General features: G+C 67.7%; 16 protein-coding genes. 2 read left to right on the forward strand and 14 right to left on the reverse strand.

The genetic code is table 11. From position 1 onward, the window contains the following. Positions 1–234 precede the first annotated feature (234 nt). The 6 genes from GGD88_RS17680 to GGD88_RS17705 are packed head-to-tail and all read right to left on the reverse strand — an operon-like array spanning position 235 to position 3,227. Positions 235–375, reverse strand: a complete 141-nt coding sequence (locus GGD88_RS17680; RefSeq protein WP_184437960.1) for a hypothetical protein — start codon at positions 373–375, stop codon at positions 235–237. Then, positions 372–1,193, reverse strand: coding sequence for a peptidoglycan-binding protein (locus GGD88_RS17685; RefSeq protein ID WP_221237217.1), 822 nt, complete (start codon positions 1,191–1,193; stop codon positions 372–374). Before GGD88_RS17685 ends, GGD88_RS17680 begins: the two co-directional genes overlap by 4 nt. After that, positions 1,183–1,494, reverse strand: a complete 312-nt coding sequence (locus GGD88_RS17690; RefSeq protein ID WP_184437971.1) for a hypothetical protein — start codon at positions 1,492–1,494, stop codon at positions 1,183–1,185. Before GGD88_RS17690 ends, GGD88_RS17685 begins: the two co-directional genes overlap by 11 nt. 22 nt (positions 1,495–1,516) lie before the next feature. After that, complete coding sequence (locus GGD88_RS17695) at positions 1,517–1,777, reverse strand: tail protein X (RefSeq protein WP_184437973.1); 261 nt, start codon at positions 1,775–1,777, stop codon at positions 1,517–1,519. After that, positions 1,774–2,790 (reverse strand): phage late control D family protein, encoded by a 1,017-nt coding sequence (locus tag GGD88_RS17700; protein WP_184437975.1) that lies wholly within the window; start codon positions 2,788–2,790, stop codon positions 1,774–1,776. Before GGD88_RS17700 ends, GGD88_RS17695 begins: the two co-directional genes overlap by 4 nt. Next, a complete protein-coding gene (locus GGD88_RS17705; RefSeq protein WP_184437977.1) occupies positions 2,787–3,227 on the reverse strand; it encodes a phage tail protein in 441 nt (146 codons plus the stop codon). The genes GGD88_RS17700 and GGD88_RS17705 overlap by 4 nt, the downstream gene beginning before the upstream one ends. A 100-nt stretch (positions 3,228–3,327) precedes the next feature. Here GGD88_RS17705 and GGD88_RS17710 point away from each other — a divergent pair, with 100 nt between their 5' ends. Next, positions 3,328–3,591: a type II toxin-antitoxin system RelE family toxin gene (locus tag GGD88_RS17710; protein WP_184437979.1), complete on the forward strand. Its 264-nt coding sequence runs from the start codon at positions 3,328–3,330 to the stop codon at positions 3,589–3,591. Beyond that, positions 3,578–3,910 carry a helix-turn-helix transcriptional regulator gene (locus GGD88_RS17715; protein WP_184437981.1) on the forward strand — a complete coding sequence of 111 codons (333 nt, stop codon included), beginning with the start codon at positions 3,578–3,580 and terminating at the stop codon, positions 3,908–3,910. Before GGD88_RS17710 ends, GGD88_RS17715 begins: the two co-directional genes overlap by 14 nt. Before the next feature lie 3 nt (positions 3,911–3,913). On the opposite strand, the gene GGD88_RS17720 is transcribed toward GGD88_RS17715, so the two are convergent. The 8 genes from GGD88_RS17720 to GGD88_RS17755 all read right to left on the reverse strand — a co-directional run bounded on the left by GGD88_RS17720 (position 3,914) and on the right by GGD88_RS17755 (position 12,272). Then, positions 3,914–6,598, reverse strand: coding sequence for a phage tail tape measure protein (locus GGD88_RS17720; RefSeq protein WP_184437983.1), 2,685 nt, complete (start codon positions 6,596–6,598; stop codon positions 3,914–3,916). Between the two features lie 107 nt (positions 6,599–6,705). Beyond that, a complete protein-coding gene (locus tag GGD88_RS17725; protein ID WP_184437985.1) occupies positions 6,706–6,993 on the reverse strand; it encodes a phage tail assembly protein in 288 nt (95 codons plus the stop codon). 81 nt (positions 6,994–7,074) lie between these two features. Continuing rightward, positions 7,075–7,716, reverse strand: a complete 642-nt coding sequence (locus GGD88_RS17730) for a hypothetical protein (RefSeq protein WP_184437987.1) — start codon at positions 7,714–7,716, stop codon at positions 7,075–7,077. Positions 7,717–7,804: 88 nt separating this feature from the next. Then, the gene (locus GGD88_RS17735) at positions 7,805–8,284 is read right to left on the reverse strand and encodes a hypothetical protein (RefSeq protein ID WP_184437989.1); all 480 of its coding nucleotides are present in this window, start codon (positions 8,282–8,284) and stop codon (positions 7,805–7,807) included. A 5-nt stretch (positions 8,285–8,289) separates the two neighbouring features. Beyond that, on the reverse strand, positions 8,290–9,111 hold the full coding sequence (locus GGD88_RS17740; protein ID WP_184437991.1) for an antA/AntB antirepressor family protein: 822 nt from the start codon (positions 9,109–9,111) through the stop codon (positions 8,290–8,292). A 297-nt stretch (positions 9,112–9,408) separates the two neighbouring features. Further along, positions 9,409–9,918: a phage major tail tube protein gene (locus tag GGD88_RS17745; RefSeq protein ID WP_184437993.1), complete on the reverse strand. Its 510-nt coding sequence runs from the start codon at positions 9,916–9,918 to the stop codon at positions 9,409–9,411. 18 nt (positions 9,919–9,936) lie between these two features. Then, positions 9,937–11,376, reverse strand: coding sequence for a phage tail sheath subtilisin-like domain-containing protein (locus GGD88_RS17750; RefSeq protein ID WP_184437995.1), 1,440 nt, complete (start codon positions 11,374–11,376; stop codon positions 9,937–9,939). Positions 11,377–11,453: 77 nt separating this feature from the next. Further along, a complete protein-coding gene (locus GGD88_RS17755; RefSeq protein WP_184437997.1) occupies positions 11,454–12,272 on the reverse strand; it encodes a DNA adenine methylase in 819 nt (272 codons plus the stop codon). Positions 12,273–12,521 lie beyond the last annotated feature (249 nt).

Raw genomic sequence — 12,521 nt, forward strand, 5'->3', positions numbered from 1 at the left:
CGTGTCGGCGCCCGGGCAAGCGATCAGCGGCCTGCCGCCGGTCAGGCGGTCGCGGGCCATCTGCTTGCCGGCGCCGGACGTGCCGGCGCAGTAGACGTCACGCCCCAGCACGGCGCCGGCGCCGATGACGCCCACAACGGCCGGCACGGCGGCGCATCCGGGCAGAGCGCCCGCCAACAAAAAAGCCGCCCCGAGGGCGGCCAAACGGCGACGGATCATGATGGTATCTCCCGGTCAGCCGCCCAGCAGCAGGGCGGCGTAACGCAGGGCCTGGTCGAGCGGCAGCACGTCCGCGATGACCAGAGCGGTGAGGGCGGCCAGGGCGACGCCGACGACAGCGACGACGCGCCAGGAGGCGAAGGAGCGCAGCTTCATGGGATGGTCCTTTCGGGGCTGGTGGAGGCGTCCAGCTCGTCGGCCAGCGCCCGCGCCAGGTGGGCGATATGGCGCGCGCGCCCGGCCGCCGACGACGGAGCCGCAGTGTCGGGCGCAGCGCGCGGCGCCCCGCCGGCGAAGAGCCGCGCCTCGGTGGACGGGGAGCGATGACCGGTGGGATCGAGGCCGGCGGTGCGCTGGAACGCCGCCAGCCCGGCGCGCGTACGCCGACCCTCGGCGCCGTCGACCGGGCCGGGATCGTGTCCCAGATCCGCCAGACGCTGCTGGACCAGCGCCGTCTCGGCCCGCGCCAGGCAGCGGGCGCGATGCACCAGCCCGTTCAGGCCGCCGTTGATGTGCCGCGTGACGGCGCGCAGGTCGTCGGCGTCGGCCAGAGGATTCAGGGTCCGGTCTCGCCAATACAGACACGCGATGTGCAGCGACAGGGCCGGGTCGGCGGCCCGCTCCGGCTCGGCCACCAGATCGAGGCCCAGCAGATCGCCCGCCCAGCGGTAGTTCGCCCGGCCGGTGAGCTGGAGCAGGCCCCGGCCCGCAAACCGCCGGCCGTCGCCGGGCTCGGTATTGCCGAGATCGGGCCGGCCCTCGTAGGCGTCACCGGACGCATACTCCCGGGTCGTTTTGAACCGGTCGGACTCGTGGCAGATCTGCGCCAGAAAGTGTGCCAGCCGGCGCAGCGGGTGGATATCGAAGCGCGGCAGCAGGTCGGGCGCGACCGCCACAACCGCGCGCACGATGTCGGCCTGCCGGTCGCCGAAGCGACCGCCGGCCGTGGCATACAGAACGGACTCAGTCAGCATCACGGGTGTCCTTTCGTTCATACGGGCAAATCCGGCCGGCGAGAGCCGTCATAAGGCGGTTCTGCTCTTCCAGTGCCTGATTGATTGTGCGGAAGTCGGCCTCTACGACCTCGCGGCGAGCGAACGTCTCGTTGATGTCCCGGGTCATCTCGTCCAGACGGCGATAGATCTTGTCGCGGCCGTCTGCCGATTCCCGTCGGGACTTGCCGATCTCGCCCACGATCCACACGGTTGCCATTCCCAGGCCGCCCATCACGGCGACCACGGCGCCCAGGGCCTCCCACGTGATCGGTTCGGCCATGTCGGTTCCTTTCGTGTCGAGGTCAGTCGAACAGCCGCACGACATCCACGGTCGGCGGTGAGGCGGGCGACGGGCGATACGGCAGCGTGATCGTGACGCCGGCGGGCAGCACCGGCCCCAGCGCGGCCAGCCCCGGATTGGCGTCCAGCACGGCTTCGACCATGTCCCATTCCTGGCCATAGTGGCGCCAGCACAGGTGGTCGAGCATGTCGCCGTCGAAGGTGGTGTACGTGGCCGATCCGTCGCCGCGCCGCACCAAGCCCTGAAGCGGTGCGCCGATCATGATCCGGTCCCCCGTGTGTCCCCACTGCCCGGGGTCTCGCACTCGACGACGGTGGTGTAGCCGTCGGCGCTCCAACGATGCTCGACCCGCATGGGGGTCCAGCGGCCGTCCACACCGGCCCGCACGTCGATCACCTCGACCGGGCGTTCGGCGGCCATCGCGGGGTCGCCCTCCAACGTAAAGGTCGCCGATCCCTCGGCGCGTTTAAGGGCGGCGGCCTTCGCGTTGACGGCGGCCTGTGCCTCGGCGGCGGAGGGAAACGGCTCGCGGAACCGATACGCCACCCCTGTCGATCCGTCTCCGGCCTCGACCTCGACAGCCTCGACGCGCCCGCGATCATACGTGCGGGCCTGGATCGTGCCGTGCTTCTCGCGGTCCTTCCAGGACACGCGGTAGTCCAGCAGATTGACGCCGGTGCGGATCACCAGCGGGTCCAGGGTTCGGCCCGAGACCGACACGCCGGCGGACTGCGGCGCCACCACCAGGTGCCCCTGCTTTATGGCGACCAGACCGCCGTGGCGGGCCGCCACGCGGCCCAGGAACGACGGATCGCTCTCCGCCGTCTGGGCCTCGTACTCCACCGGCACCGCGGCCAGGGCCGGCGCCACGCGGGCGATCCAGCCATTCCGCGCCGCGATCAGGTCCGCCAGTGCACCGAGGGTCGGCACGGCCGGCGGCTGGTGGGCTTCCGTGCGCCGCTCCTTCGCCGCACTCAGGGCGTCCACGGACGCCCCGTGCAGGACGATGGTTTGCGGCCAGCCGGTCAGGTCCACTTGGTCAATGATGTAGTCACCCTGCACGACCGCACCGATCTCCAGGTACCCACCCTCGATGCGGATCGTCTCGTGCGTCCGCGGATAGACGATGCGGCCGTCCCGATCATCCAGGGTGACGGCGACGGTGTCGGCTTCCAGGCCCCGTTCGTCGGTGACCGTCAGCGCCGTCAGAAGGGGGCCCCAGCGCTCGGCCAGATCGACGTCGCCGTGCCAGATGCGGATGAACGGCGTCTTCATCCGAACATCCGAGCGATGGCGGAGCGGGCCTCGGGGGCGCGCGCGCGGCCGTCGAACAGGAACTCCAGCCGGACGACAATGCGCTGGCCGGTCCCATCCGGGTGGATGTGGCCCTGTGTCTCCCCGACCGACTTGAGCGCCCAGGTGTCCAGGTTGGTGCCCATGGCCCGCGCGTTGCCGATCAGCGCCTCCGACGTGCCGACGGCCGCACGGAGGCCGTGGAGTTGCTCCAGCCCCCGGTTGCCCGGCAGGTGGAACGGGAAGATGGTCGCGGACAGGCCGATGGTTTCCGCCTCCCAGCCCATCATGTGCAGGCTGGGCCGCGCCCCGATGATGTGCTGCGGCGCGATCCGGGCGGTGTAGGCGCGGGTCAGCTCCTCATAGGCGATGGTGGCGATGCTGAACCGGAAGTCCCCCCAGGCCATCAGCACGTGCATGGTCGCGGCCTTCCTTTCAAGAATTCGCTTTGCGCGAACTATTGTGTTGACGTGCGATACGCTCTAAGCGAATATAACCGTGCCGAGAGAAGGGACGGTCATGCATATCCGGTACACTGCCAAAGCCCAGAAAGAACTGCGCAAGATCGGGCCGGCGGCGTCCACCATCGTCTCCAAAATCGAACAGTATGCGGCCGATCCGGCCAGCCTTCAGAACAATACCAAGGCCCTGAAGGGGTCGGACGCGTTTCGCCTTCGAGTTGGCGATTACCGGGTTCTGTTTACGGTATCCCAGGACGGCACCCTCACGATCATGACCGTCATCGCCATCCGCCATCGAAAGGACGCCTATGACCGCCCCTGACACGATCACGATGAGCCGGGCCGAATACACGGCCCTGCTGGAACGCCTGGAAGACGCCGAAGACCGCGCGCGGATCGCCGAACGACGCGATGACCCAACCATCGGCCACGACAACCTCAAGCGCATCCTGGCCGGGGAACACCCGGTCAAGGTCTGGCGCGAGGAGAAGGGCCTGAAACAAAACGAACTGGCCGCGACGGCCGGGATCTCGGCGCCCATGCTCAACGACATCGAAAAAGGACGCCGCACGCCCTCGCTCGATGTGGCGCGGCGTCTGGCCTCCGCCCTTGGCCTCACGCTGGATGATCTGTTCGACTGATCGCTATCGCGTCACGGCGAACGGCATGGCGCCGACGCCGCTGGTCGGCCGGTCGCGCAGGTTGGCGGACCGGGAGCGGTCGAGCGCCATGGCGGCACGATCGGCGGCCGCCCGGGTGGCCGTCCCCAGGCCGGACAGCGCCGCCTGGGCCTCGGCGATGCGCTGCATCAGGAGGTCAAGGGCGGTCATGTCGATGGTGACGCGGCCCTGCATGTCCAGGGATGGTGCCAGGTTTGCCAGCCGGGCGCCCAGTGCGTCCGTTGCGTCGCCGGCTTCGGCCAGTTCGGCCTCCAGCTGTTCCAGATCCCGTGCCGCCGCGGCGACGTCGTCGGTCGCGATATCCGGCAACGGGGGCGGCGTGACCGGTGGGGCGACTGCGTTCCCACCTCCGAGAAGCGCCGCCACCTCCGGCGGCGCGTCTGCCGTGACGGGCGGTGACGCAGACGGCGCCCGGGCCGGGTCCGGCGCGGGCGGTGTCTCGGCCGTGGTCGGGTGGGGGGACGGCGCCGCAGGCTGGAAGATGTACTCCGGGACATCGAAATCGTTGCCCCCCATGGCGGCGGCCCGAGCCGCTTGCTGCTCGGCCAGCAGACGTTCGTTTTCGGCCCGGAGTTCGGCCAGGGCACGGTCGTATTCCGCATCGTATGCTTGTTGCCTGCGGTCTTGCGCTTCTTGGCGGTGGCGGAAGCGTGGCGGCACGGCCGCATCTCGCGCCTGCTCGGCGCGTTCCTGGGCCTGCTCCTGGATTTCCGCGTCGGTCAGGGGTTTTGCCCGGACCTCGATGCCCATCTCCTTCTTGATCCAGTCGGGGATCACGCCGACGACGGCGTCGATCGCGTCCTGGAACCACCCCCGGAACGTCTCGAAGACCTGGATCACGTAGCGGACGGCGCCGCCCACGGCGTTGCCGAGCGTCTCGCCCCAGCGCACCCATGTTTCGGTGTCCAGCGGCCCCGTGACCTTGGTGATCCAGCCCCACAGATCGGACAGCCAGCCCAGCACGGGCTCCAGGGCCGGCCCCACGGGCCCCAGCGCCTCCCGGAACGCGGGACCGAACGACTTGAAGCCTTCCTTCACCCCCTCCCAGTTCTGCATGATCCAGGCCGCACCGGCGCCGAGGGCGACCACGATGGCGCCGATGCCCGTGGACACACGGGCGATCTTCAGGCCGCGCAGGGCGGCCTTCACGAGCTTGATGGGGTTCAGCAGACCCACGAAACCGCGCCCGATCAGCGCCAGCGATCCCGGCAGGCCGGCCACGGCCGAATGCATAGCGAACCCGACGACGGCGGCGCGCATGGCCCGAAACGCGGCCGTGAACCGGGTCACCGCACCGACAGCCAGCGCGGCGACGAACCGCCCGGTCGCTGCTGTCGCCACCACCATCGGCCGAACGATCATCAGCACTGCGCCGCGCAGAAACCCCATCGACCATTGCGCACCGATGGCCGCGATCCGCAGCGCGACCAGCCCCGTCGCGCCCATGACAATCGCGCGCGTGGTCGCCGGGAAGCGTTTCGCCAGCCCAGTCACTCCCTCAATGATGGGCGACATGGCGTCGATGGCGCTGTTGAGCGGCGGTAGCAGGGCGCCCCCAATCGCATCACCTAACGCGAACGCTTGGTTCTTCAGCGTCTTGAGGGCCGATTCCGTGGTCTCGGTGAAGCGCCGGTATTCATCGGCAGCACTTCCGGCGTAGTTCGATTCCTCCGCCACCAGCCCCAGCGATTCCCGAAACAGGTCCAGGTTGTTGAGCAGCGGCGCCAAGGCCCGCGCCTCATCCCCGAAAATGTCGGATGTGACGGCCGCGCGCATTTCGGCTGGCACTGCGGCGAGGCGTTCCAGGACCTCCTCAGTCATCCCCGTCGCGTCTTCCTGCATCCGACGGGCGACGTCCTCGGCGGTCAGGTTGAGCCGTTTCAGGGCTTCCTGCTGACGCTTCGTCGCGCTCGCCCCCCGGGTGAGGGCCTTGCCCATGTTCAAAAAGCTGGTGGCGGCGACCTCCGGCGCGGCCCCGGCGGCGATCATGGCGGAGCCCAATGCGGCGGCTTCTTCGGCGGCAAACCCGAAGTTCTTTGCGTCCGACGCCACGCGTTTGGTGAAATCCAGGACTTGGGGCGCGCCTGATGCTTGACTGTTTCCCAGGTAGTTGATCGCGTCGGCCAGCGCCGTGACCTCATCGACCGACATGGCAAGGCCAGTTTTGATCTGGGCCATTGCCCGGCCGGCGTCCCCCGCGCTGATGTCCATCGCCACACCGATCTTTGACGCGGCTTCCGTGAATTTCAGCAAGTCTTCCCGCGCGATATTGGCCTGTCCGGCCTCAGCGGCGATGGCAGCCAGGTCCGTCGCGGCCATCGGGATGCGCCGGGACATGTCGATCAGTTCGTCCTTGAACGCCGCCAACCCGTCCGGGGTCGGGAAATCCACCACCTTGCCGACGTCCGCCATGGCGGCTTCCATGTCGACCGCCGCCGTGATCGGGGCCTTGATGGCGTTCGCCAGGGCATAGGCGCCGGCGGCCGCGTCCAGGTAGCGCCCGCGCATCTGCTCCATGTGCTGGGCGTTCCGCGTCGCGGCGGCAGAGATCCGCGCCGGCATATCCCGCATGGTCTGGGTAATCTGGCGGGCGGGTCGGGTGACCTCATCCACCAGACTGACGATCAGTTGAGACGTCAGGGTCGCCATAGGCGGCTACTCCATCAGGCCCCGACCGCGTGCGATCCGCCGGGCCTCGGCGTGCCACGCGCAGACGTCGGTCCAGCGCATCGTCATCAGGGCCGGAATCGGAGTGTTCAGGATGTGGGCGCACTCTGCGGCGATGGCGCGCCAGTGCCGCCGCTGCCCAAAGGGTCCGCGATCAGGTCCTTCAGGTCCTTCGCACGCACCTCACGGATCACGGCGGCGGGGGCGCCGGTCAGGGACATGACGAGCTGGCGCAGCGCTGCGAGTTCGGATTGTCCGCCCGATTGGGCCGCCTCCAGGTCTTCAATGTCGCCCAGGGTCAGGTCGTCCACCGTGACCTCGGTGTACTTTGTGCCCTCGTGTTCGACAGGGCGGCGGAGCGGGATTGTTTTGGGCATGGTGAGTGTCCTTCGACTATTACACAAAAAAGGGCGCCCTGAGGCGCCCATTCCGTTACTTACTTTGTCTCAGATCCAATTTTACAAACGACCCTCCCAAACAGTCACTTCAATGACCTTGCTTGACCTGGTGTCAAATATACACTTGTAAGCCACATTCTGCCATGCGCCGAAACCATTCTGGAATTTTAACTTATCTCCAAAATACGCTATGATGCCTTGTGACTTGCTGTTCCACATGAACTGCGAGAATTTTGGCTCTATCCAAGAATTGGTCCATTCAAGTTCGAACCTTGCATAGCGCTCAATGAGAGGGGCACAGTTTATACTGGCATCAACAGCGTACTTATCTCCCGCACACTGCAAGTCGGCGAGGCACTTGGCATCTGCGGCCGCTTTTTCAGCGTCTTCTCTGGCCTTTTGTTCACGTCGCCGCTGCGCCTCTGCGGCCTCTCGTGCGGCACGCTGCGCCTCCCACTCCTGCGGCGTTTCAATGCCAGCGGCTTGCGCCTGCCTTTGATCCGCAGCGGATTCCCATCCACTCTTGCGCGCCCGCGCGTCATCGCCAAGAGACCCGGCCGCGAAGGCCATGACGAGAAACCCAACGAACACAAACACGCCGTCGCGCCGTTTCGAAAAACCAATATATTTGATCGGGATGACGGCATTCACAAGGCCGAACGCCGCAATCGTTAACGCAACAATCTCAAGCGTATTCCACATGATGCCACTCCTCGCTGAGGATCGCGAAGAGGGTACATTGCCGCGTTACAAACCGCAAGGATGGTGCATTCTACTCGCCTTCAGATAGTTAGGCGCGCCCACTCAGCCGCTCGACGATGCTCAGCAACTGTGTTTCGCGCTGTTCCAGCCGCGCGATTCGACTGTCGCGGGCCGCGATGGCCGCGACGGCGTGGTTCATCTCGGCGGAAAGGCGGGCGGGCGTGACCAGTTTGCCCCGGCGCCAGGCCATGAACACGGTGATGACCTCGCGTCGGATCGCCGCCGCGCGCGGGGTGCGGCTGAACATGCAGATCAGAAGGGCCTGCGGCTCCATCAGACGATACTCGGTAACGGTGTGGGTCGCGCCGTTGGTGCGGCGTTGCGCCACACAACGTGGCGCAAGGGTCCCATACGAAAGCAGCTCGGGCCGGTGCCGGGTAATGATCTGCCGGATGGCGCGCGGTCGGTCATACCCCAATCGCTCGGCCAACCGCAGATCCAGGATGCGCGGCTCGTCGTCGGATGTGTCGAGGTCAGCCAGGGCCAACGGTGTTGCGTCCAGTGGCATGGCCGTTACTCCGCCGGAGACGCGGGCACGTCGGTCGTTGCCGGGTCGGGCTTGCGGCCGGCCCGGCGGGGGAACGTCAGCACGCCCTGGCCGCGTTGGCGGTCGTTGTGCTCGGCCACCAGGGCCTTGCCGCGTTCCTCCATGTAGCGGGCGGCGAAATCGCGCGGAAACAGCCAGACGCCGCTATGCGGGCACTTGCGGACCGCCACCGAATCGGGTGACAGCAGCGCCCGGGTGCGCAGGTCGCGGCCGATCTTGCGGTTCAGGCCATTGCGGCCCTTGGTGATCGCCTGGGCCTCGTCCAGAAGGCCCCGCACGCTGACGTATTCCAGCGCCGCGACCCGGCCATCGGCGGCCAGCATCAGGTGATTGACCCGTTCCGCCATGGCCACCAGATCCGCGTCCTGCCGCTCCATAGCGTCGGCCATCAACCGCATCATCTTCTCGGTGCCGGCGACCTTGTGCGAGATCATGCGCAGCATCCCGTCCATGCGCCGGGTCAGTTCGGCGTTCGCGCGCTGTGCCTGTTCCTCGCACCACAGGAAATAGCGTCGGATCAGACGGCCGGTCTCGTTGTTCTCGACCATCGCCAGCTGCTTGGACATGTCGAGCGTGAGACGGTAGACTTGCACTTTCTGGGGACGGGCTTTTGCGCTCGCCAAATCGGGCGAGCTCAAATCCTCAACAATTTCAAAGTCCACGCCCTCACGGAAACCGTACTTAGCGATGCGCCCCTTGATCCAGTTCGTGTAGTCCCGGCCCACGCCCAGGCCGGCATGCAGGTCGCGTGCGTCGGCGACACCCAGCACGGTGCGCCCGCCGATCACGACGTCCGTCGCGGTACAGGAACGCTATCCGACTCACCTTCTGAATTCGCTTTGAATCCTCATCCACATTCCGAAGCAAAACCATGCCTTTCATCGACATAAGAAGCATGGCACGGCCTGCGCCCTGCCCCAAGGGGTGTGGCGCCGTTTATCCCCGAAATCCTTGATATCCTCTTTATCCACAGGGTTCCAGGCGCCTGCGGTTGCGCGGCCCGCTGCGCAACCATGACACCCGCACTGTGACGGAGCCGGGCCACCTTCGCGCCCGGACAAATGTCCGGATACCGCCCGCACCCCCTAACGCCCCAGAGCGGCATTGATGTCGGCGAGGCGGTCGATGCCGCCGACGACCAGCTTGGCGGGCATGAGGCCGATCTCGTGCAGGGTTTCGCCACCGATCTCCCAGCGGAAGTAGCGCAAGCCCTTGATGGTGTAGCCGAGCCCGGCCTTGTCCTCGCGCGCCCAGGTCTCGGCATCGGGCTGGGCGAGCCGGCCCTCGTAGATCAGCACGCTGGGCTTGGTGGCGCCGTCCATCTCGTCCACCAGCGCGCCGCGGAAGGTGAAGGTGTCGACGACACCGGCCGGGCGGAGCAGCATGCCGGCCAGGGTCGGGTTGTGGCTGGCCAGTTTGATCTTGGGTTCCAGCAGGCCGATCTTGATCATCGGCACCTGAGCGGTCATGACGGCGCCGCCGTAGGTGTGCTCGACGTAGTGTTCGTCGGGCAGGGCGCATTCCAGCTCCTCGGTCTCGTAGCCGTAGTCGACGCCACCGGCCCAGAGTGTGTAGCCGCGCAGGATGTGCCGCATGTCTTGGGACTCCCTTCCTCAGGCAGCGGCGCTGGCCATGCGGGCGATCTCGCGCGCCGCGTCGGCCAGGACCGTCGTGTAGTAGCCGGTGTTGCGGTTGAAGACGAAGACCAGGTGCTCGATGGGCGCCGGCGCCTCGCCGTCGTAGTGGACGTAGAGCAGGCCGCTGGCCATCGACTCGGCGGTGTTCAGGGCCGGGTCCAGCCACACCCGGCCGCCCAGCGTGGCGCCCATCGCCTGCCAGCGCCGCAGCGCGCGGTTCACGGTCTCGGCGATATCCACCAGGATCTGTTTGCTGAACGGCTTGTCGAGGTAGGGTTCGTGGGCGATCTCGATGCTCTCGACGATGACGTCGTGGGCGCGGCGCACGGGCCAGAACACGTGCAGCGGATCGGCCTTGGCGACCCGGTTACCCCAGAGCTTCCAGCCGCCGGTGGGGCTGCGCACGACCGTACTGACGTGCTGGCTGTTCAGGTACTGGCTTTCGACCGAGCGATCGGACAGCGAGTGCTCGATGGGCCGGTGCGTGCCCAGCACGCCGTTCAGGACGTGGTTGGAGGGCGAGACCCAGAAGCCCTCCTCGTAGTCCACGCGGGCCTGAAGACCCAAAACCATCGCATCGGCCGGCATGGAGACCGGCACGCCGTCCTTCGCCACCTTGACGAAGGGGTCGAGCACCATCATCCGGTCGGAATCGAAGTCGTTGCGGTACTGCACGGCGTCGGCATCGGTGCCGTTCGGGCCGCTCACCACGGTGCAGGCGCGGTAGCGCTGGCACAGCGCCGCCAGCTCGGCCGCGACCGGATTGGCGACGGTGCCGAGCGTGGTCGTCGCGGTCGCCCCGGTCCCGTCGCCAGTGACCGTCGCCGTCGCGGTGGTGTAGCCGATGCCGGGGTTGGTCACCACGATGGCCGAGACCGCGCCGCCGTCCAGCATCGCCGTCGCGGTGGCCCCGATGCCGTCGCCCGTGATCGCGACCGTGGCCGTGGTGTAGTCGGTCCCGCCCTCGGTCACGGGGACGGACGCCACGCCATCGGTCGGCCGCACCGACGTGAACCCGGGGGCGCCGATCAGCTTGGGCGCCTGACCGAACTCCGGCTGAATGCGCGACAGGGCGTGCAGCCCGGTGCGGGCGGCGCGGCTGCCCAGCACGTTGGCCATCGTGGCCGCCGTGTCCGCCCCCTCCTCGACCCGCGTGAAGTACACCGTCTGGGACATGCGCCCGGCCTGCGTCAGGATGGCGTCCAGATGGTCGGACAGTGTGCCGGTGTTGCCCAGGCCGGCCGGCAGGTCGGTGTAGCCGCGCATCACCCGCGGCTGGTTCAGCGGGAACAGGGTGTCGTCGGCGTCGGGCGCGGTGCCGACGAGGAAGATGATCCCGGAATCGATGGTGGCGACGAAGCGCGGATTGCCCGCGTCCTTCTCCTGGGTCTCGATACCGTGCAGGAAGATGTCCATGCGGGGCTCCTTCGGGTGATGCGGGCATGAAAAAGGCCCCGCACGGGGGCCGTCGGCGCCGTCGGGTCCGCCGGGGCTCAGAGGGGATCGGGCGGCCGGATGATGAGTTCGGTGACCGCCTTTGCCGGGGCGTCGCGGGCGGCGGTATAGCGCACCGGGGCGTCGTCGATGCGACAGCCGGCGTAGAGGTCGCGAATGAGCGGATGGTCGTTGATGGACAGGATCCAAGACCCCTTCAGGGCCAAGAGGATAGCGGCGAGGCGCCGGTGATCCTCGGCGGTGAACAGGCCCTTTCCATAGTAGTCTTCGACCCCGACGTAGGGGGGATCGCAGTAGAACAGCGTCGTCGGCCGGTCATAGCGCCGCAGGAACGCCCCGAAATCCAGGTTCTCGATGACGACGCCGGCCAGACGCTCGTGCAGATCCGCCAGCTGCGGCCCCAGGGTGTTGAGGTTGAACCGGGCCGGGCCGGCCATGTGGACTCCGAAGGTCCGGCCCACGACCTTGCCGGCGAAGGCCAGACGCTGCAGCACCAGGAAGCGGGCGGCCCGCTCCAGGTCGGTCAGGGTGGCCGGGTCCACCCGGCACAGGCGGTCGAAGTCCCGCCGGCTGGTGATCTGGAAGCGCAGCGTGTCCATGAACTGCGGATAGTGGCGCTGCAGGATGCGAAAGAACGTGGCGACGTCCCCCGACGCATCGTTGATCACCTCGGCCTTCGGGATGCGGGTGCGGCGCAAGAACACGCCGGCCATGCCCACAAAGGGTTCGGCATAGAGCGTGTGCGGGACGGTCTCGATGAGTTGGACCAGCCGGCGCGCCAGATTGCGTTTGCCGCCGATCCAGGGTGCTACGGGCCGGATCGGAGCGCAGGTTCGTGTTTCAGGCGTGGACTCCATGAACGGTAACCCTTACGACTCTCCCGCCCTCGCGAAGGGTGGCGGGACGGCCGCGTGGCTGCCGCATGCGGTCGTGGGAGGTGCTTTCTCCCGGCTCGGGGTGCTGCAACACCCCGGCCCCCGCCGGCGGCGGGTGCGTGTCGACGGCTTGGCGCTCCGTCAGGATGGATCGGGCCGGGCGCCGGCGAGCACCTGGGCGGCGCGGGCGGCGGTCAGCAGCGGCGGATCGGTGGTGGTCAGGTACTGGAT

The organism is Roseospira goensis (assembly GCF_014197795.1).
Taxonomy (GTDB): domain Bacteria; phylum Pseudomonadota; class Alphaproteobacteria; order Rhodospirillales; family Rhodospirillaceae; genus Rhodospira; species Rhodospira goensis.

Bases quoted from the DNA above. Each gene is read 5' to 3' on its own strand.
- GGD88_RS17680 (WP_184437960.1), bottom strand. From the start codon at position 375: ATGAAGCTGCGCTCCTTCGCCTCCTGGCGCGTCGTCGCTGTCGTCGGC.
- GGD88_RS17685 (WP_221237217.1), bottom strand. From the start codon at position 1,193: ATGCTGACTGAGTCCGTTCTGTATGCCACGGCCGGCGGTCGCTTCGGC.
- GGD88_RS17690 (WP_184437971.1), bottom strand. From the start codon at position 1,494: ATGGCCGAACCGATCACGTGGGAGGCCCTGGGCGCCGTGGTCGCCGTG.
- GGD88_RS17695 (WP_184437973.1), bottom strand. From the start codon at position 1,777: ATGATCGGCGCACCGCTTCAGGGCTTGGTGCGGCGCGGCGACGGATCG.
- GGD88_RS17700 (WP_184437975.1), bottom strand. From the start codon at position 2,790: ATGAAGACGCCGTTCATCCGCATCTGGCACGGCGACGTCGATCTGGCC.
- GGD88_RS17705 (WP_184437977.1), bottom strand. From the start codon at position 3,227: ATGCACGTGCTGATGGCCTGGGGGGACTTCCGGTTCAGCATCGCCACC.
- GGD88_RS17710 (WP_184437979.1), top strand. From the start codon at position 3,328: ATGCATATCCGGTACACTGCCAAAGCCCAGAAAGAACTGCGCAAGATC.
- GGD88_RS17715 (WP_184437981.1), top strand. From the start codon at position 3,578: ATGACCGCCCCTGACACGATCACGATGAGCCGGGCCGAATACACGGCC.
- GGD88_RS17720 (WP_184437983.1), bottom strand. From the start codon at position 6,598: ATGGCGACCCTGACGTCTCAACTGATCGTCAGTCTGGTGGATGAGGTC.
- GGD88_RS17725 (WP_184437985.1), bottom strand. From the start codon at position 6,993: ATGCCCAAAACAATCCCGCTCCGCCGCCCTGTCGAACACGAGGGCACA.
- GGD88_RS17730 (WP_184437987.1), bottom strand. From the start codon at position 7,716: ATGTGGAATACGCTTGAGATTGTTGCGTTAACGATTGCGGCGTTCGGC.
- GGD88_RS17735 (WP_184437989.1), bottom strand. From the start codon at position 8,284: ATGCCACTGGACGCAACACCGTTGGCCCTGGCTGACCTCGACACATCC.
- GGD88_RS17745 (WP_184437993.1), bottom strand. From the start codon at position 9,918: ATGCGGCACATCCTGCGCGGCTACACACTCTGGGCCGGTGGCGTCGAC.
- GGD88_RS17750 (WP_184437995.1), bottom strand. From the start codon at position 11,376: ATGGACATCTTCCTGCACGGTATCGAGACCCAGGAGAAGGACGCGGGC.
- GGD88_RS17755 (WP_184437997.1), bottom strand. From the start codon at position 12,272: ATGGAGTCCACGCCTGAAACACGAACCTGCGCTCCGATCCGGCCCGTA.